General features: G+C 70.0%; 17 protein-coding genes. 5 read left to right on the top strand and 12 right to left on the bottom strand.

The features are described from left to right. Nucleotides 1–95 precede the first annotated feature (95 nt). On the top strand, nt 96–593 hold the full coding sequence (locus RUR_RS07845; RefSeq protein WP_283134243.1) for an Lrp/AsnC family transcriptional regulator: 498 nt from the start codon (nt 96–98) through the stop codon (nt 591–593). Nucleotides 594–1143: 550 nt separating this feature from the next. Here the strand turns inward: RUR_RS07845 and RUR_RS07840 are convergent. Then, nucleotides 1144–1608 (bottom strand): HIT family protein, encoded by a 465-nt coding sequence (locus RUR_RS07840; RefSeq protein ID WP_283134242.1) that lies wholly within the window; start codon nt 1606–1608, stop codon nt 1144–1146. Next, entirely contained in the window at nt 1605–2717 is a 1113-nt protein-coding gene (gene rlmN, locus RUR_RS07835; RefSeq protein ID WP_283134241.1) for a dual-specificity RNA methyltransferase RlmN, read from the bottom strand. Before rlmN ends, RUR_RS07840 begins: the two co-directional genes overlap by 4 nt. Nucleotides 2718–2799: 82 nt before the next feature. Between rlmN and RUR_RS07830 the strand changes: the two genes are divergently transcribed. Further along, nucleotides 2800–3906, top strand: coding sequence for a suppressor of fused domain protein (locus tag RUR_RS07830; protein WP_283134240.1), 1107 nt, complete (start codon nt 2800–2802; stop codon nt 3904–3906). A gap of 15 nt (nt 3907–3921) precedes the next feature. Here RUR_RS07830 and RUR_RS07825 read toward each other — a convergent pair whose 3' ends face one another. From RUR_RS07825 to RUR_RS07800, 6 genes are all read right to left on the bottom strand, one after another. Beyond that, nucleotides 3922–4866 (bottom strand): phosphatidate cytidylyltransferase, encoded by a 945-nt coding sequence (locus RUR_RS07825; RefSeq protein WP_283134239.1) that lies wholly within the window; start codon nt 4864–4866, stop codon nt 3922–3924. Nucleotides 4867–4977: 111 nt separating this feature from the next. After that, on the bottom strand, nt 4978–5535 hold the full coding sequence (gene frr, locus RUR_RS07820) for a ribosome recycling factor (protein WP_283134238.1): 558 nt from the start codon (nt 5533–5535) through the stop codon (nt 4978–4980). 9 nt (nt 5536–5544) lie between these two features. Then, nucleotides 5545–6303 carry a UMP kinase gene (gene pyrH / locus RUR_RS07815; protein ID WP_283134237.1) on the bottom strand — a complete coding sequence of 253 codons (759 nt, stop codon included), beginning with the start codon at nt 6301–6303 and terminating at the stop codon, nt 5545–5547. A 108-nt stretch (nt 6304–6411) separates the two neighbouring features. Beyond that, nucleotides 6412–7245 carry a translation elongation factor Ts gene (gene tsf, locus RUR_RS07810; RefSeq protein ID WP_283134236.1) on the bottom strand — a complete coding sequence of 278 codons (834 nt, stop codon included), beginning with the start codon at nt 7243–7245 and terminating at the stop codon, nt 6412–6414. A 113-nt stretch (nt 7246–7358) separates the two neighbouring features. Then, nucleotides 7359–8273, bottom strand: coding sequence for a 30S ribosomal protein S2 (gene rpsB / locus RUR_RS07805; RefSeq protein ID WP_283134235.1), 915 nt, complete (start codon nt 8271–8273; stop codon nt 7359–7361). Further along, nucleotides 8233–9315, bottom strand: coding sequence for a murein hydrolase activator EnvC family protein (locus tag RUR_RS07800; RefSeq protein WP_283134234.1), 1083 nt, complete (start codon nt 9313–9315; stop codon nt 8233–8235). Before RUR_RS07800 ends, rpsB begins: the two co-directional genes overlap by 41 nt. Nucleotides 9316–9702: 387 nt before the next feature. Here RUR_RS07800 and RUR_RS07795 point away from each other — a divergent pair, with 387 nt between their 5' ends. Both RUR_RS07795 and RUR_RS07790 read left to right on the top strand, forming a co-directional pair. Continuing rightward, a complete protein-coding gene (locus RUR_RS07795) occupies nt 9703–10458 on the top strand; it encodes a DUF4097 family beta strand repeat-containing protein (protein ID WP_283134233.1) in 756 nt (251 codons plus the stop codon). Then, entirely contained in the window at nt 10448–11743 is a 1296-nt protein-coding gene (locus RUR_RS07790; protein WP_283134232.1) for a sensor histidine kinase, read from the top strand. Before RUR_RS07795 ends, RUR_RS07790 begins: the two co-directional genes overlap by 11 nt. A gap of 126 nt (nt 11744–11869) precedes the next feature. On the opposite strand, the gene RUR_RS07785 is transcribed toward RUR_RS07790, so the two are convergent. The 3 genes from RUR_RS07785 to RUR_RS07775 all read right to left on the bottom strand — a co-directional run bounded on the left by RUR_RS07785 (nt 11870) and on the right by RUR_RS07775 (nt 15850). Beyond that, nucleotides 11870–13993: an MMPL family transporter gene (locus tag RUR_RS07785; RefSeq protein ID WP_283134231.1), complete on the bottom strand. Its 2124-nt coding sequence runs from the start codon at nt 13991–13993 to the stop codon at nt 11870–11872. A 111-nt stretch (nt 13994–14104) separates the two neighbouring features. Further along, complete coding sequence (locus tag RUR_RS07780) at nt 14105–14761, bottom strand: response regulator (RefSeq protein WP_283134230.1); 657 nt, start codon at nt 14759–14761, stop codon at nt 14105–14107. Nucleotides 14762–15220: 459 nt separating this feature from the next. Beyond that, nucleotides 15221–15850: a nitroreductase family protein gene (locus RUR_RS07775; RefSeq protein ID WP_283134229.1), complete on the bottom strand. Its 630-nt coding sequence runs from the start codon at nt 15848–15850 to the stop codon at nt 15221–15223. Between the two features lie 190 nt (nt 15851–16040). Here RUR_RS07775 and RUR_RS07770 point away from each other — a divergent pair, with 190 nt between their 5' ends. Beyond that, nucleotides 16041–16568: an Lrp/AsnC family transcriptional regulator gene (locus RUR_RS07770; RefSeq protein ID WP_283134228.1), complete on the top strand. Its 528-nt coding sequence runs from the start codon at nt 16041–16043 to the stop codon at nt 16566–16568. Between the two features lie 51 nt (nt 16569–16619). Here RUR_RS07770 and RUR_RS07765 read toward each other — a convergent pair whose 3' ends face one another. Then, nucleotides 16620–17519 (bottom strand): tyrosine recombinase XerC, encoded by a 900-nt coding sequence (locus RUR_RS07765; RefSeq protein ID WP_283134227.1) that lies wholly within the window; start codon nt 17517–17519, stop codon nt 16620–16622. Nucleotides 17520–17567: the final 48 nt, after the last annotated feature.

The following is a 17567-nucleotide window of genomic DNA, read 5'->3' as shown; positions in this document are numbered from 1 at the left end:
GACCTGACACGATTGCGCATCCAGGCTTCAAGTCGGCCCCGCGGCTGGACAAGGGATGCCGTGTCCTCAAGCCCCGGAGGGAAGGCGTTCACGGCATGTCGACTCCACTGAGAGGCACCCGTCGCCCCAACGACACGTCACCGGCGACGATCGTGCTCGACGACATCTCCAAGCAGATCATCGAACAGCTCCAGGCGGACGGACGACGCCCCTACGCCACGATCGGGAAGGCGGTCGGCCTCTCCGAGGCCGCGGTCCGCCAGCGGGTGCAACGACTCCTCGAAGCCGGCGTCATGCAGATCGTCGCCGTCACCGACCCGCTCACCCTGGGCTTCTCCCGGCAGGCGATGATCTCCATCAAATGCGAGGGGGACCTGGAGACCGTCGCCGACGAGCTGTCCGCCATCGACGAGATCGACTACGTGGTCCTGACCGCCGGATCCGTCGACATCATGTGCGAGGTGGTCTGCGAAGGCGACGGGCACCTCCTGGAGATCCTCGGCAAGATCCGCGCGATCCCCTCGGTCCGCACCACCGAGACCTTCGTCTACCTCAAACTCCGCAAGCAGACCTACTCCTGGGGCACCCGCTGACCGGCGTCCCCACCCCGCACATCCGTACGGCGTAGCCGCACCCCGCTCCATGGTCTACGCCGTACGGCGCCACACGCACCCGTACGGCCCGCTCCGCAGCCTCCCCGCCGTAGCCCCGAAACGACGCCGCACAGACCCATGCGGCCCGCCCGCCGCTGCGGCGACCTCCAGGGGATACCGCCTGACCTGCACATACTGTACGGAGACAACTCGGCGCCACACCCCGCGCCGTCAGCGTCAGGCGGACTCCGTACGGCGTACCCGCGGCAACCACACCGGACCCGATGTCGCGCGAACCTCCGCGCCCCGGCGCCGGCCGACCGGCCCGCACACGCCGCGCAGCCCACAGCGATGCCACACGGGCCTGGACGGCCCACTCCACGGCCATCCCACCTGACCTGCACGTACTCGGCGCCACACCCCGCGCCGTCAGCGTCAGGCGGACTCCGTACGGCGTACCCGCGGCAACCACACCGGACCCGATGTCGCGCGAACCTCCGCGCCCCGGCGCCGGCCGACCGGCCCGCGCACGCCGTACAAGTGCCTGGTCCTACGCCCCAGCCAGGGCCGCGCCGATTCGTACGGCGTAGTCGGCGGCCTCGGCGTCGTCGCCGTACTTGGTCCGCGGCCAGAAGAAACCGCGGAGCCCGTCGCCCCTGACCCGCGGCACCACGTGGACGTGCAGGTGCGGCACGCTCTGGCTGACCCGGTTGTTCAGGGCCACGAACGTGCCGTCGGCCCCGAGGCCGGCCTCCACCGCGACGGACACCTCGCGGACCCGGCCGAAGAACGGTTCGATCGACGCCGCCGGCAGATCGGCCAGCGTCTCCACGTGCGCGCGGGGCACGACCAGGACATGGCCCTTGAAAACCGGCCGGGCGTCGAGAAACGCGACCGTGTGCTCGTCGGAGAGCACGACGTGCGCGCTCCCGTCACCCGCCCGCCCGGGCGGGGTCCCGCCGGCGATCGCGCAGAACACACAGGGCCGATCGGTCCCGCCTCGAGCCCGGCTCACCCCTCCGACGCCCCGGTGGGGTTGGCCGCCAGCTGACCGCAGGCGCCGTCGATCTCCCGGCCGCGGGTGTCCCGGACCGTGACCGCGACCCCGTGGAACTCAAGCCGCCGGACGAAGGCCCGCTCGTCCTCCGGCCGCGAAGCGGTCCACTTGGAGCCGGGCGTGGGGTTGAGCGGGATCAGGTTCACATGGACGAGCCTGCCCTTGAGCAGCCGTCCCAGCAGGTCGGCCCGCCATTCCTGGTCGTTGACGTCGCGGATGAGGGCGTACTCGATGGAGACCCGCCGCTTGGTCTTCGCCCCGTACGCCCACGCGGCGTCGAGGACCTCGTCGACCTTCCACCGCGTGTTGATCGGCACAAGGGTGTCCCGCAGCTCGTCGTCGGGAGCGTGCAGCGACACCGCGAGGGTGACCGGGATCCCCTCCTCGGCGAGTTTGCCGATCGCGGGCACGAGCCCGACGGTGGAGACCGTGACACCCCGGGCGGAGATGCCGAGCCCCTGCGGGGACGGGTCGACCAGGCGGCGGACCGCGCCGATCACGGCCTTGTAGTTGGCCAGCGGCTCGCCCATGCCCATGAAGACGACGTTGTTCACCCGCCCCCGCCCGCCGGGGACGTCGCCCCGGGCGAGTGCCCGTGCTCCCCCGACCACCTGGGCGACGATCTCCGCGGTGGTCAGATTGCGGGTGAGACCCGCCTGCCCGGTGGCGCAGAAGGGGCAGTTCATCCCGCATCCGGCCTGAGACGACACACACATCGTCGCCCGGTCGGGGTACCGCATCAGCACGGACTCGATCAACGTGCCGTCGAACGCCCGCCAGAGGGTCTTCTGGGTGGTGTCGTCGTCGCAGGAGATGACGCGGACCCTGGTCAGCAGATCGGGGAGAAGCGCGGTGACCAGGCGATCCCGGGTGACGGCCGGAAGATCGCTCATCTCGGCGGGGTCCGCGGTCAGCCGGTCGAAGTAGTGACGGGAGAGCTGGTCCGCCCGGAACGGCTTCTCGCCCAGCTCGGCGACGGCGGTACGCCTCTCCTCCATCGACAGGTCGGCGAGGTGCCGCGGTGGCTTCGGGCGACGCGGGGGGATGAACGTTAGCTGGGCGGACATATCCTTCTCACGGGTCTGGAGGTATATCGATTGTGACGCGGAACCACAGGCCGAGGGCCTCTCTGATCTAAAGTCCAGAACTATGGCGGTATTCCGGAAAAGCGGCAGCACTCCGGATGGGACGAATGTCATCCTGACCGACACGAATCCGTACGGCAGCCGCAGACTCGTCGTCGAGTCCGACCACATCTCCTCAGTAGCGTATCTGTGCGATCCGCAAGGCGTGGTCAAAGGCGCCGTATGGCTGGCCAACCATCAGGCGGCTCCCCCCGCCATCGATCTCGGCCGCCTCAACGACGGGCTCTCCCCCGTCATGCCGCGCTCCTGCACCTCCCACCCCCTGGGCAGCCCCCCGATCGACCCGGACACCCTCGACGTGGTCTGGTTCGAGGAAGGGGACGGTGTCGTCCTCTACGAGCAGGGGACCATCCTGGCCGTCATCCCCGGCTGGGCCGACATGACCAGGGGCATCCCCGGGTTCTCCCTGCACACCATCGGGGAGACCCCGTTCGCCTGGTCGCTGCGGGACGCCCTCGGGGGGCTCGACCGCCGGATCTCCGGAGCGAAGGCGTACTGGGAGTGGCGCCGGGGCTCCGGAGCCTGGGAGACGTTCCAGCAGTTCATCATGGGGCACCTCAGCAGCAGGCTCGGACCGGGCGGCCGATACTGGGACGCCAGCGACGACCGGGTGCCCACCATCGGGATCACCGAGCGACCGCCCCGCCAGGACCGGGACTACACCCTGCTCTCCACGGTCGGCATGAGCTGCCAGCGCATGCCGAGCATCGAGCAGTACGTGGAACGGTCGGGCGAGTTCGCCCGCGTCGAACTGGCCATGGCGACCCGCGGGGACGGCAGGCAGGCGGCCCGGCTGTTCCCCTGGCTCGCCCAGTACCCCTGGCACTCGGTCACCTGGCTCGGCCACGGCCACATCGCCCGCTGGTACCACGATCCCGCCACGTTTCCGCTGGGCCCGCCCTGGAGCGCGGTGCTCCTGCTCTCCGACGACGGCACCCTGCCCGGGGGAAAGGCGCCCGACCTGTCGGGATTCACCTTCGGCGGAGACGTCGTCCGGTGGCTCTGGCTCCTGCCGATCAGTGAAGCCGAACGCCGGCTGGCGGCCGAACGCGGATACCCCGCGCTGGTGAAGCACCTGACCGCTCAGGGCCGAGGCTGGCTGATCGGGTGACCGGCGGGTCCCGGCCTATCCGGCCACCGGGACGAAGAGCGCGAGCAGCAGCCAGGCCGGCACCACCGCGGCGAGGAGCGAGTCCAGCCGATCCATGAGCCCGCCGTGCCCGGGGAGCAGACTGCTCATGTCCTTGATCCCCAGATCTCGTTTGATCATGGACTCGACGAGGTCGCCCAGCGTCGCGCAGACCACCACCACGGCGCCGAACACCGCTCCCTGCCACCAGGCCGCGCCGAGCAGCGTCACCATCAAGATCACGCCGGTGGCGACGCAGAAGACCACCGAGCCGGCGAAGCCCTCCCACGTCTTCTTCGGGCTGATCACGGGTGACATCCTGTGCCGGCCCAGCGTGATCCCCGCGAAGTATCCTCCGATGTCGCTGGCGACGGTGACGGCGACGAAGACGACCACCCGGTGGCTGCCGTCGGGTGCCGCGAGCATGACCCCCACGAATCCCGCGAGAAACGGAGCGTAGGCGGTGACGAACACCGAGGCCGTGGTGTCCTTGACGTAACCGGTCACCCCGGCCGGCATCCGCCAGACCAACAGGGTCAGCAGCGTCAGCGCGAACACCGCGACCAGCGCCGTCGGCCCGCCCTGATATCCGGCGGCGAGCATGGCCACCATGCCGACCAGGACCGGCACGACCGGCACCGTGATCTCGCGGAACGCGAACGCGCGGGCGAGTTCCATCACACCGAAGCCGACCGCCACGGCGACCACGACGAGGAAGAGTTCCTTGACGGTGTAGAGCGAGCCCACGATGAGCACGCCGAACACGACCCCGACGGCGATGGCCGCGCCAAGGTTACGGCCCGCGCGTCCACCGCTCCGCGCCGCCGGAGCGGGCTTCCCCGAGTCGGAGGAGCCACTCTCCCCGGGAGCGTTCTCCGCATCCGGGGACGACGTTTCCCCGCCGTCGGCCGTACCCGAATCCGAGGCCTCGGGATCACCCATAGCTGCCCTGTCCTTGCCGGCCACTGGAGACAGACTCACAGCGCTCGTTCCCATCCTGTCGCCGCGAACCGTCGAGTGCCGACCACCCGTCCGTCCCCGCGAGCCCGTGCCTCAGACCTCGAGAAGCTCGGCTTCCTTGTGCTTGAGCAGCTCATCGATTTTGGCGACGTGCTTCTGCGTGAGCTCGTCGAGTTCCTTCTCCGCGCGGCGAACCTCGTCCTCACCCGCTTCGCCGTCCTTGACCATCTTGTCCAAGGTCTCCTTGGCACGACGCCGGATGTTGCGGATCGAGACCTTGCCGTCCTCGGCCTTGTTCTTGGCGATCTTGATGAACTCCTTGCGCCGCTCCTCGGACAGGTCGGGGAAGACCACCCGGATGACCGTGCCGTCGTTGCCGGGGTTGACCCCGAGATCGCTGTTGCGAATGGCCTTCTCGATCGCGGCCATCGAGCTCTTGTCGTAGGGCTGAATGATCACCATTCGCGGCTCGGGCACGTGGAACGACGCCAGCTGCTGCACGGGCGTGGGCGTGCCGTAGTACTCCGCCGTGATCTTGTTGAACATCGACGGGGTGACACGGCCGGTACGAATACCGGCGAAGTCGTCCTTGGCCACTCCCACGGCCTTGTCCATCTTTTCCTCGGCTTCGAGGAGGGTCTCGTCGATCACTTCGGCTCCCTAGTTCCCTGCCGGACTCACGAGCGTGCCGATCTTCTCACCGCGCACGGCCCGCACGATATTGCCGTCACCCATCAAATCGAACACCACGATCGGCAGACCGTTGTCCATGCACAGGCTGATCGCCGTGGCGTCCATGACCTGCAGACCCCGGGTCAGCACCTCGTGGTAGTCAAGCTGATCAAAGAGTACGGCGTCAGGGTTCTTCCTGGGATCCGAGTCGTAGACCCCGTCCACCTGAGTGCCCTTGAGCAGAGCCTCGGCACCGATCTCCAGAGCCCGCTGAGCCGCGCAGGTGTCGGTGGAGAAGAACGGCGAACCCAGACCGGCGCCGAAGATGACCACGCGGCCCTTCTCCAGATGCCGGATCGCACGGCGCGGGATGTAGGGCTCGGCGACCTGCTGCATGTTGATGGCGGACTGTACCCGGGTGTCGATACCCCGTTTCTCCAGGAAATCCTGGAGGGCGAGACAGTTGATGACCGTCCCGAGCATGCCCATGTAGTCGGCTCGGGCCCGATCGATACCGCCCTGGGAGAGCGCGGCGCCGCGGAACATGTTCCCTCCGCCGACCACGACCCCGACCTGAACCCCCTCGCGTACGGCGGCGGCGACGGACTCGCTCAGGCTGGCCACGACGGTCGGGTCGATGCCGATCGGCTCCCCGCCGGCGAACGCCTCACCGGAGAGCTTGAGCACCACGCGCTTCCAACGCAAAGGTGAGGCCACCGGCCTGGCGGGTGATCTGTTCTCCTGCACGGCGGCGGCCTCCCTGCGGTTGCGGCGACGCGGCCCCTTCGTGGCGACTTCCCACGAGGGCCCGCGTCCCCTCGGTTCTGTTCTTCGGCTCCAGACCTAGCGTAAGGCCTAGGCCTGGCCGACCTTGAAGCGCGTGAAGGCGAGGACGGAGACGCCGCTCTCCTCGAGCAGCTTGGCCACCGACTTCTTGTTGTCCTTGACGAAAGCCTGGTCGAGCAGGACGAAGTCCTTGAAGAACCCGTTGACCCGGCCCTCAATGATCTTCGGAAGCGCGGCCTCCGGCTTACCCTCCTCGCGAGCCATCTCCTCGGCGAGTGCGCGCTCCTTCTCAACCGTCTCGGCGGGCACGTCGTCACGGGTGAGGTACTTCGGCGCCATCGCGGCGATGTGCTGCGCGAGGTCCTTGGCGACCTCGGCGTTCTCCTGCGCGAGCTGGATCAGCACGCCGACGGTCGGCGGAAGCTGCGGGTCGGACTTGTGCATGTAGGAGGAGACGTGGCCGCCCTCCTGCACCGTGAACCTGCGGATCTCGATCTTCTCGCCGAGCGCCGCGTTGGCCTCGTCGAGGAGCTCCTTGACGCTCCTGCCGTCCACCTCGGAGGCGAGGAGCGCGTCGACGTCGGCCGGCTTGGCGTCGAGAACGTGGGCGACGACCTTGGCCGCCAGGTCCTGGAACCGCTCGCCCTTGGCCACGAAGTCGGTCTCGCAGTTGAGCTCAAGCAGCGCGCCGAGCGAGCCGCCCTCGTGCTTCACCGCGATGAGGCCGTTGGAAGCGGTGCGCGCCTCGCGCTTGCCCACGTCCTTGGCACCCTTGAGACGGAGCAGTTCGACGGCCCGGTCGAAGTCGCCCTCCGCCTCCTCCAACGCCTTCTTACAGTCCATCATGCCGGAAGCGGTCAGCTCACGGAGCCGCTTGACGTCGGCCATGTTGACGCTAGCCATTGTGGTTGTTCCTCGTCGTTACGATTCCAGGCCGCCTTTCCGGCGGCGCAGTGGTCAGAAGGGCCTATGCCCGGGGAGTCCCCGCTCCCCAGGCGTAGGCGACGGCGGCTTGATCAGGCCTGCTCACCCTTGGCGGCCTCATCGGTCTCGGCCTGGGCCTCGGCGACCGCTTCGGCGACCGGCTCGGTCGGGGCGGGCTGCTCGGCGACGGCCTCAACCGCGGCGGCCTCGGCGGGCGCCTCGGAGCGGGCCAGCAGCTCACGCTCCCACTCGGCCAGCGGCTCGGCGACGCCCACACCCTCCGGCTTGGCGTCGCCGCGGGAGACACCGGCCCGGGCCATCAGGCCGTCGGCGACCGCGTCGGCGATGACCCGGGTGAGCATGGTGACCGCGCGGATCGCGTCGTCGTTGCCCGGGATCGGGTAGTCGACCTCGTCCGGGTCGCAGTTGGTGTCCAGAATGGCGACCACCGGGATGCCCAGCTTGCGGGCCTCGTTGATCCCGATGTGCTCCTTCTTGGTGTCGACGACCCACACGGCGCTCGGCACACGGGACATGTCCCGGATACCGCCGAGCGTGCGCTCCAGCTTGTCCTTCTCCCGACGGCGCATCAGGAGTTCCTTCTTGGTGAGCCCGGAGCCGGCGACGTCGTCGAAGTCGAGCTCCTCAAGCTCCTTGAGGCGCTGGAGCCGCTTGTGCACGGTGGAGAAGTTGGTCAGCATGCCGCCCAGCCAGCGCTGGTTGACGTAGGGCATGCCGACGCGGGTGGCCTGCTCGGCGATGGCCTCCTGCGCCTGCTTCTTCGTGCCGATGAACATGATCGTGCCACCGTGGGCGACGGTCTCCTTGACGAAGTCGTACGCGCGGTCGATGAACGAGAGCGACTTCTGCAGGTCGATGATGTAGATGCCGTTGCGCTCGGTCAGAATGAACCGCTTCATCTTCGGGTTCCACCGACGGGTCTGGTGGCCGAAGTGGACGCCGCTCTCAAGCAGCTGCCGCATGGTGACGACGGGGGCCGGGGACATGTGGGTCCTCCTGGTTGGGCGCCCGCTCGCACGGGCGCGTTCTCGGTTGTGCGCGGCAGTCGAGTACGACTGCCGCCCTGGCGCCCACCGAGCCGCTCCCGCCGCGTCTGCGACATACCATCTGATACATCGGCGACGCGGACCGAAGGGATCGTGCTCCGCCGCTTTGGGTTACCCCTAGGCGATGAGCAGGCGCGCGAAATCGACTCGTGTCAAGCGAGCCGTCGATAAGAGTGTACCCGTCGCACGCCCCCTCCTCGCGCCAACTTGGGCAAGCAGGTCTGCTTTCTCCACCACCTTCCACCCAATCGGTCGCCCCGCGATCAATGTGGGTCGGGCCCGGGAACAAGGCCGGCGGGACGGCCGGCCCTTCGGGCCCCGCACGCCGGGGAATCCGGTCACCGGGCGGAGCAAGCGCGTCGGCGTCCCAGAACGGAAGCAGTCGCACCACGCCGAGGCCGAGCAGCAAAAGCGGGTCGAGGTACCGGACGCCCCGCCGCAGCCCCCAATGAAGACAGGCCGTGGGACAGTGGCCCGGCCTGTCCTCCAGCGTCCCCAGCGGCACACCGCCGGCCACTTCCTGGCCATGCCGTACCTCGGCTCGGACCGGGAGGTAGGTGGTGCGCAGTCCCCCTTCGTGGTGGACCACGACCACGCCCCGACCGGCGAGCGGGCCCGCGTGGCCCACCAGCCCGGGCCCGGCGGCCAGCACGGGGTCGCCGGGCAACGCGGCCAGGTCCACCCCCCGATGCCCGGGCAGCCACGGCCGATCGGGCGGCGCGAACGCACGGAGCACCCGAGGAGCCCCGGCCAGCGGAGAACGCCACCCCGCAGCCCCGGACGGAGCTCCCCCGACCCCGTCGCCAACGGGGAGAGGACCCGGCCCCGCGACCGGCGTCAGATCCTCGACGTGCGCGACCGGGTCGGCCACCCGATGAGCCGGCCGATCGGACGGTGGTGCGGCCCCGGCCGAGGCGCCCTGGTTGAAGGAGCCCAGAAAGACCACGCAGAGAAGGGCGACGGTGCGGCGTGCGGCTGTCATGAGGGGAGTGTGTCCGGATCCGGACCGGCCGGGGACGACAGAACCCGGTTCTGTGGACAGTCGCCCGGACGCCTGTGGAAAACCCGGAACGCCCTGCCGGCCGACGGGACCCCACCCATCAGGCAGCGCCGGCGACGGGCCCACCCGCACCACCAAACCGATCGGTGACCCGTAGCCGAGACGACGCCACGAGGGCTGAAATCCCAGGACAGATCCACGCCTTCCGGTATCGACTGGACGTCGTACCCGATTCACCGGAATGATCCGTTCATGGATCCCCTCCCGAGGAGGAAGTCCCGCCGGGGTGGGAGCGGAACGCGTCCGCCGTCGCGAACAGGCGTTCCACCGACGTAGGACGCCGAGACGGGGACGGGGGTGCTCGGGCCAATGGCGCGGGACGGATCCGTCCCCACGGCCCCGGACGGCCGGAGATTTCGCCGGCTGTGGGCGGTCGCCGGCGGGGTCGTCCTGGGGTTCACGGTCACCGCCTGCGTGGTGACCCTGCTCTCCTGGATGTGGCGTCAGTCCGAGATCCAGCGGCACGAGTATCGACGGCCCGCCCAGCTGCGGATCGAGGTCAAGGACACCGAGGTGACCGTACTGGCCTCGGGCAGGGACACCGTAACGGTCGAACGGAGGCTGACCTGGGCCGTCGGCAAACCGGTCGCGGAGGAGGCCTGGCAGGGCGACACCCTCAGGTTGAGCCTGGACTGCCCGCCGGAGCCGCAGCTGCCCGGGTGCGCGGCGACGTACCGGATCTGGGTGCCCTCCGGGCTCCCGATCATCGCGCACACCTCGTCCGGTCCGGTGAGGCTGGTGAACCTGAACGGTCCCGTCCGGGTACGGACGGAGTCGGGGGACGTCTCGGCCGACCGCCTCGGCCCCGTGTCCGCCGACGTCGGCACCGACTCCGGTGACGTACTCCTGGAGTTCGCCGGCCTTCCCCACGACGTCACGGCGCGGTCCACGACGGGTGACGTCGTCATCGCGGTGCCACCGGAGCAAGGATACGACGTGCGGGCCGTCGCCGCCGGGGAACTGCGATCCGTGGACGTCCGGGTCGACCCCACGGCCCCCACCAGGATCGAGGCGACCAGCGAACACGGCGGCGTCTCCATCGGGAACACGTTCGATGCCCCGTGACCTCGGCGACCGCGCGGCCCCGCGCACGGCGCGCGTGATCCGGGGCCTGCGCACGCCGTTCCGCGGGTCGCCGTCCGCCACGCTGAGGTCGGCGCTCCACCTCGCCGCCGGGTTTCCGATCGGCTTGATCGGCTGCGTCGTGCTGCTCGGATTGAGCGTGGTCACCATGAGCCTCGCCCTGTCCTTCGTCCTGACGGTGCTCGCGATCCCCGCGCAGGCCGTCCTGGTGTACGGCGTCCGCGCCTGCACCGCGATCCAGCGCTCCCGGTTCGCCGTCCTGCTCGATGTGCACATCCCGCCCACCCCACGGCCGGTCGCGACCGGCCGGCTCAAGCGGGTGCTGCGCGAAGCCCGGGCCGAGGCGACCTGGCGTCAGCTCTCTTACCACCTGCTCGCGCCGCTCATCACCGTGATCGGTTTCGGGCTGACGGCCGGCGGCCTGGCGATCGGGCTGACCTTCGGCACCGTGGTGCTGCACGCGTGGGCGCGGCCGGGCGTCACCGTGTTCGGCTGGGACCTCGGCGATCCGATCACGGTGCTCACGTTGACGGCCGTCGGCTTGACGGCGCTGGCGGCGACGCCGTGGGTGGCCCGCACGGCGGCGGCCGCGGACGTCACCGCGGCCCAGGCCCTCCTCGGCAACCGACGGGAGCGGGAGCTGGTCGAGGGCCGGGCCCGGCTGCTCACCGTGATCGACGCCGAACGCCGCCGGATCGAACGGGACCTGCACGACGGCACACAGCAGCGGCTGACCGCGTTGGCGATGAATCTGGGCATGGCCCGGGAAACCCTGACCGGGGTCCCCGAGGCGGCGATGCGGACGATCGTCGAAAGCCACGAGGAGGCCAAGCTGGCCCTGGCCGAGCTACGGGGATTCGTGCGCGGCCTGCATCCGGCCGTACTGGACGAACGGGGTCTGGACGCGGCGCTGTCCGGACTCGCCGACCGTTCGCCTGTGCCGGTCGAGGTCACGGTCGACCTGCCGGATCGCCCGCCGGGCGTCATCGAGTCGGTCGCCTACTTCGTGGTCTCCGAGGCGTTGACCAACGCCGCGAAACACTCCGGAGCCAGCCGGGTCGACGTCGTCGTCCGTCGGCAGGGCGACCGGCTGCTGGTCCACGTCACCGACGACGGGCGCGGCGGCGCCGTGGTCGGCTCGGGCAGCGGACTGCGCGGACTCGCCGAGCGCGTCCGATCGGTGGACGGGTCGTTCACGATGGACAGCCCGCCGGACGGCGGTACGGCCATCCGGGTGGAGCTTCCCTGCGGCGCAGCCTCGGCGTGACCGTCGCATCGGGTGCGGGTCACGCCGAGGCGGCTCCGGCTCCGCGGACGGGCCCCCGCGGCTCGACCGTCCTGCGGTGCCACCGGGCGCGAACACGGCGCCCGGGATCGGCGGGGTGTGCCGCCGCTACCCGGCTCCCCGTCCGGAACCGGCCGGATACGCCTCCGGCCTCGGCGCGGGCCCGGACTCCCGCAGGCCGTACCGGGCGTGGAAGCGGCGCAGCGGATGCGGCGCCCACCAGTTCGCGGCCCCGAACAAGGTCATCAACCCGGGCATGAGCAGGCACCGCACGATCGTGGCGTCGATCAGCACCGCGACGAACAGGCCGATGCCCAGTTGCTCGATGTCGCCGAGCCGGGCGGCGCCGAACCCGGCGAACACGATCAGCATGAGCAGCGCGGCGGAGGTGACGATCCGGCCGTTGTCCGTCAACCCCCGGCGGACGGCCGTGCCGTTCTCCAGCCCCTCGTCGGCGTACTCCTTGATCCGGCTGAGCAGGAACACCTCGTAGTCCATCGAGAAGGCGAACGCGAAGGTGAACACGACCAGGAACACATACGGGCTCAACCCGGGCAGGGTGAGCGTGTCCAGGGGCCCGGCCAGCCAGCCGTGCTGGAACAGCAGGGTCATCACCCCGAAGGCGGCCGCCGTCGACAGCAGATTCATCCCCAGCGTGCTCAGCGGGACCAGCACCGAGCCGGTCATCAGGAACAGCAGCACCAGCACCGACACGATCATGATCGTGACGGCCGCCGGAAGTCCGGCCGCCGTCTCCCCGACCAGGTCGATCAGCACGGCCGCCTCACCCCGAACCCACGAATCCCCACCCGGCGGACGGTCGGCCCGAATCCTGCGGACCAGGTCGCGGGCCACCTCGTCCTGGGAACCGCCCGCGGTTTTGACGACCACCGACGTCAACCCCGGGCCCTCCGTGACCACCGGTTCGACCGCGGACACGGCCGGATCGTCCCGCCACCCCGCAGCCCAGGCCGCAAGGGTGGCCGCGTCGGCCCGGGAAACCACCATGACCGGCGGGTCGATCGTCTGCCCGTAGCGGTCCGCCAGCTCGTCGGCGACCCGGACCGACTCCATACCGCGGGGAAGACCGGCCAGGTTCGGCTGCGCCACCTTGACGGTGAGCAGGGGCGCCGCGATCACCGCCAGAATCACGACGGCGGCCACGGTGACCCCGAGCGGCCTGCGCTGCGTGAACCGGCCGAGCCGTGCGAAGAACCCGCGCCCGGCCCGCTTCTCCCGAGCCGGCCCGATCCATCCGCCCAGCACGCCGAGCAAGGCTCCCGTGCACGTCAAGGCGACCAGGAGCGCGACCAGCGTGGAACTCATCCCCGCCACGCCGAGCGTCCGCAGCCGCGGCACGTCGAACACGAGCAACCCGCCGAGGGTCGCGACCACCACGAGGCCGCTGAACACGATGGTCCGCCCGGCGGTGGCCCACGCCCGGCCGACCGCCTCGGCCGGCGCGTACCCGTCGGCCAGTTCCCGCCGGTAGCGGGCGACCAGCAGCAGGCCGTAATCGATCGACAGGCCCAGGCCCATCAGCGAGACGACGCTGACCACCGTGGTGTCCATCTCGACGAACGAGGTGACGGCGAGGACCCCGAGGAAGGACCCGCAGATCGTGACCATCGCACCGATCACCGGCAGCACCGCCGCGGCCAGACCGCCGAACACGAAGACCAGCGCGATCAGTGTGAGCGGCAGACCGATCAGCTCGGCGGTGGCCAGATCGTTCTGGGAGGTCGCGTCCGTCTCCAGCGCGATCATCTCCTCGCCGCCGATTCGCACCTGCGCGCCCGGCAGCTCACCGGCCAGCGCCCTCATGCGTTTCTCCACCGCGAGCAACGTGGCGTCCACGGCGGCGTGGTCGAGCCCCTCCAGGGTGACCGTGATCGCCATACCGCGGCGGTCGGGCGCGATCAGGGGCTCACCCACCTCCTTGACCCCGGCCGTCTTCCGTACGTCGGCGCCGGCCCGGTCCACGGCCTGAGTGGTCCGCGGCCGGTCCGGGTCGACGCGGTCGACCAGGGCCACGAGCCGGGCGCCGTAGGACCGCTCGTCGGTGAGTACCTGGAGGGCGACGTCGGACTCGGTCCCCTGGGGTGCCCTGTTCTCCGCCAGCAGGGAGAACAGTGGTCCGGCCGATGCCCCACCGGCGATCATGACGATGAACCACGCGGTGAGCACCCACCACCGGAACCGGATACAGAACCGTCCTATACGAGAGAGCATGCGATCAAGGCTGACATTCCGCTGACAGCCGGTCACTGGTAGCAATACCCGAATAGAGGTGGCACTAGGTACAGGGTGCCGCACCGGATCCCCGTGATCCGCGCCGCAGGGTCAGCGGTCCCGGTCCACCCGCAGGAACCTCAGCACCGCGAGCACCCTGCGGTGGTCGGCGTCCGCGAGGGCCAGGCCGAGCTTGGCGAAGATGTTGTTGACGTGCTTGGCGACCGCGCTCTCACTGATCACCAGCGCCTCCGCGATCCCGGAGTTGGACCTGCCCTCGGCCATCCGCCCGAGCACCTCCAGCTCGCGCGGCGTCAACCGCTCCACGGTGCTCTTGCCGCGGTGCCTGGCCAGGATCTGGGAGACCACCTCCGGGTCGAGCGCCGTTCCCCCCTCCGCCACCCGGCGAACCGCCTTGACGAACCTTCCGACGTCGGCGACACGATCCTTCAGCAGGTATCCGATACCTGACATGTCACCGGAGAGCAGCTCGGCGGCATAGCTCTCCTCCACGTACTGCGAGAGCATCATCACCGCGATCTCCGGCCTGCTCCGCCGTAGCGCGAGCGCGGTCCGCAGCCCCTCCGTGGTGTAGGTCGGCGGCATCCGCACATCGATGATCACGAGATCCGGCACCGTCCGCTCAATCGCCGCGACGAGCTCCGCGCTGTCGCCGACGGCAGCGACCACCTCTATTCCACTCGCCTCGAGGACCCGGGTTACGCCCTCCCGGAGCAAGACGGAGTCGTCGGCGATCGCCACGCGCATGACGGCAACTCCCACATCACGCAATGTCGGGGTAAACGGCAGTGACCAAACTGTAGCGCCGAACGGAGCGGAGATCATTGTGTCCGAGACGCCTGTACCGGGCCGTCCCCCGGTACGGGCCACGCCGGCTCAAGCCGTACCGCCGGTGGGACCCCCGGCCCGCGGTGCCGCCGACGGTCGGCACCGATCCGGCTCCCCGCGACGGGGAGCCGATCAACGGAGCCTCATCGTCGTCGTGGCCAAGACGATCCGGCCCGGAGGTCGGCCGGATCACGGCCCCTCCTCGATGCCGTGCCGACTGCGTCTCGGTCGTCGGCGCCGATGAAGCGATCAGCGGAGTCGGCTCGCGATCTGCACGGCCGGAACGGCGGGTCGCGCCGCCGGAGGTGATCGTGACGACCGCGCCAGGTCTGGCGGCGCCTTGCGTACCCGGCACAGTCGATCAACGGGGTGACGGCCTCAGGCGATGAGGCCGGGGCTCTCCACCACCACCTCGGCGAGGGACTTGCGGCGCAGATCGGGCACCTCGGCGTCCTGGGCCGCGTAGCCGACGGGGAAAAGAATGTACGGCCGTTCGTTGCCGGGCCGGTGGCAGATCTCGGTGAGGAAGGACATCGGGTTGGGCGTGTGGGTCAGCGTGACCAGGCCCATGGTGTGCAGCGCCGAGATGAAGAACCCGCAGGCGATTCCGACGCTCTCGTTGACGTAGTAGTGCTTGCGCCGGTTCCCGTCCGGGCGGATGCCGTACTTCTCCGCGAAGCACACCACCAGCCACGGAGCCGTCTCCAGGTAGCCCTTGTCCGACGTGGTCTCCAGGTGGGCGAGCGCCTCCCGCCACTCGGGTGTCAGACGACCGCCCTCGTAGTTCTCCCGCTCCTCCACCTCGGCGGCGAGCCTGATCTGTTTCTTGGTCGCGGCGTCCCCGATCACCGCGAACTTCCACGGCTGCTGGTGCGCCCCGGACGGCGCGGTGTTGGCCACCCGGATCGCGAGGTCGATGCACTCCCTCGGTACCGGCTCATCGCTGAAGAAGCGCACACTCCGCCGCTTCTCCATCAGGCAGAGGAGATCCCTCCCCTTCGTGATCATGTCCGGCTCCGGGTAGCGCGCCGGAGCGTACGGTAAGAACGGGTACTTGTGTTCGCGAGGCATGGCGCTCCCAAGGCTGTCATTAATGTGAGCGTATTTTGAGTTATACCGCGTGTTTCGACAACACTTCATCTCATCTATTGCCATATTTGCAGCATCCTCGATGATCCGACGGGCTGGGATGTGCACATTGGCTGATTCTCGACGCAGGCGACGACCCGACAAGCTCGACACGCGGCTCCTCCGCCTGCTCCGCGATCACCCCCGCGAAGGCCTGCTGGAGATCGCCCGGCGTCTCGGGGTGGCGCGGGGCACGGCTCAAGCGCGTCTCGACCACATGGTCTCCGCCGGCATCGTCACCGACTTCGGCCCAAGCCTGTCGCCGAGGGCGCTCGGCTACCCCGTCGAGGCCTTCACCGTCCTGGAGGTGGAACAGCTCTCCCGCGCCTCGATCAGCTCGGTCCTGACGGGGATCCCGGAGCTGCTTGAGGCGCACATCATCACCGGTCCCGGCGACATCTGGTGCCGGATCGCGGGACGCGACCACGCCGACCTCCAGCGGACCGTGGACCGGATCCTGGCCGTCCCGGGTGTCCGCCGCAGCACCACGGTCATCTCACTGTCCACCGTGGTCCCCCACCGCGTCCTCCCCCTCGCGGAGTCCCTCACCGCCGACCCCGACGACTCCCGCGACCGCGACGGACCGGGCGGTCCCTGATTCGGCCCCGCCGGGGCCACGTCGGCGTCCCCGGCGCCCGCCTGGAGCGGGTCAGGCGCGTGGATGGGCCTGGCGAAAGCCCTGGCGCAGCCGCTCGATCGACACATGGGTGTACAGCTGGGTCGTGGCCAGGGACGCGTGCCCCAGCAGTTCCTGGACGCTGCGCAGGTCGGCGCCGCCTTCCAGCAGGTGGGTGGCGGCGGTGTGGCGCAGACCGTGGGGGCCCAGGTCCGGGGCGCCCTCGACCGCGCCCAGCCGGGCGTGCACGACCCGGCGCACCGTCCCCTGATCGATCCTGCCCCCGCGCACGCCCAGGAAGAGCGCAGGTCCGGTGCCGTCGCGTATCCACAGCGGACGTCCCCGCACGCACCAGGCGTCCAGCGCCGCCAGTGCCGGGAGCCCGACGGGTACGGTCCGCTGTTTGCGGCCTTTGCCCGTGACGACGACGGTGTGCCGGTCACGGTCGACGTCGTCGACGTCGAGTGCGCAGAGCTCGCCGACTCGGATCCCCGTCGCGTAGAGAAGCTCCAGCATCGCCCGGTCCCGCAGGTCCTTCGCCGACGTGCCGCCCAAGGCGTCGAGCAGGCTCGCCGCCTCGTCCTGCCGGAGCACCTCGGGCAGGGCCCTGACGACCTTGGGGGTGGTCAGGAGCGCACCGATGTCGGTCGCGAGCCAGCCACGCCGGTGTGCGTAGGCGGTGAACACCCGTACGGCCGCGGTTCGCCGGGCGAGACCGGCCCGCGACCGGCCGGCCCGGTGCAGTTCGCCGAGCCAGCCACGGATCAGGGTGAGGTCGACGTCCGCCGGGCTCGACAGTCCCGCGACCCGGGACGCGTGGGAGAACAGCGCGGTGACGTCTCCCAGGTAGGCCCGCACGGTGTGCGGCGACAGATCGCGCTCCAGGTTCAGGTGGCGGGCGTACTCGGCGAGGGCGGAGTCGAACGGGATCACGAATCCAGTCTCCCCCCGCATCGGGGGCTCTACCCCAAGGCTCCCCGT

The organism is Rhizohabitans arisaemae (assembly GCF_025996515.1).
GTDB classification, from domain to species: Bacteria; Actinomycetota; Actinomycetes; order Streptosporangiales; family Streptosporangiaceae; genus Rhizohabitans; species Rhizohabitans arisaemae.
Note: the sequence above shows the minus strand (reverse complement) of the source record. Positions and strands in the feature narration are given on the sequence as shown.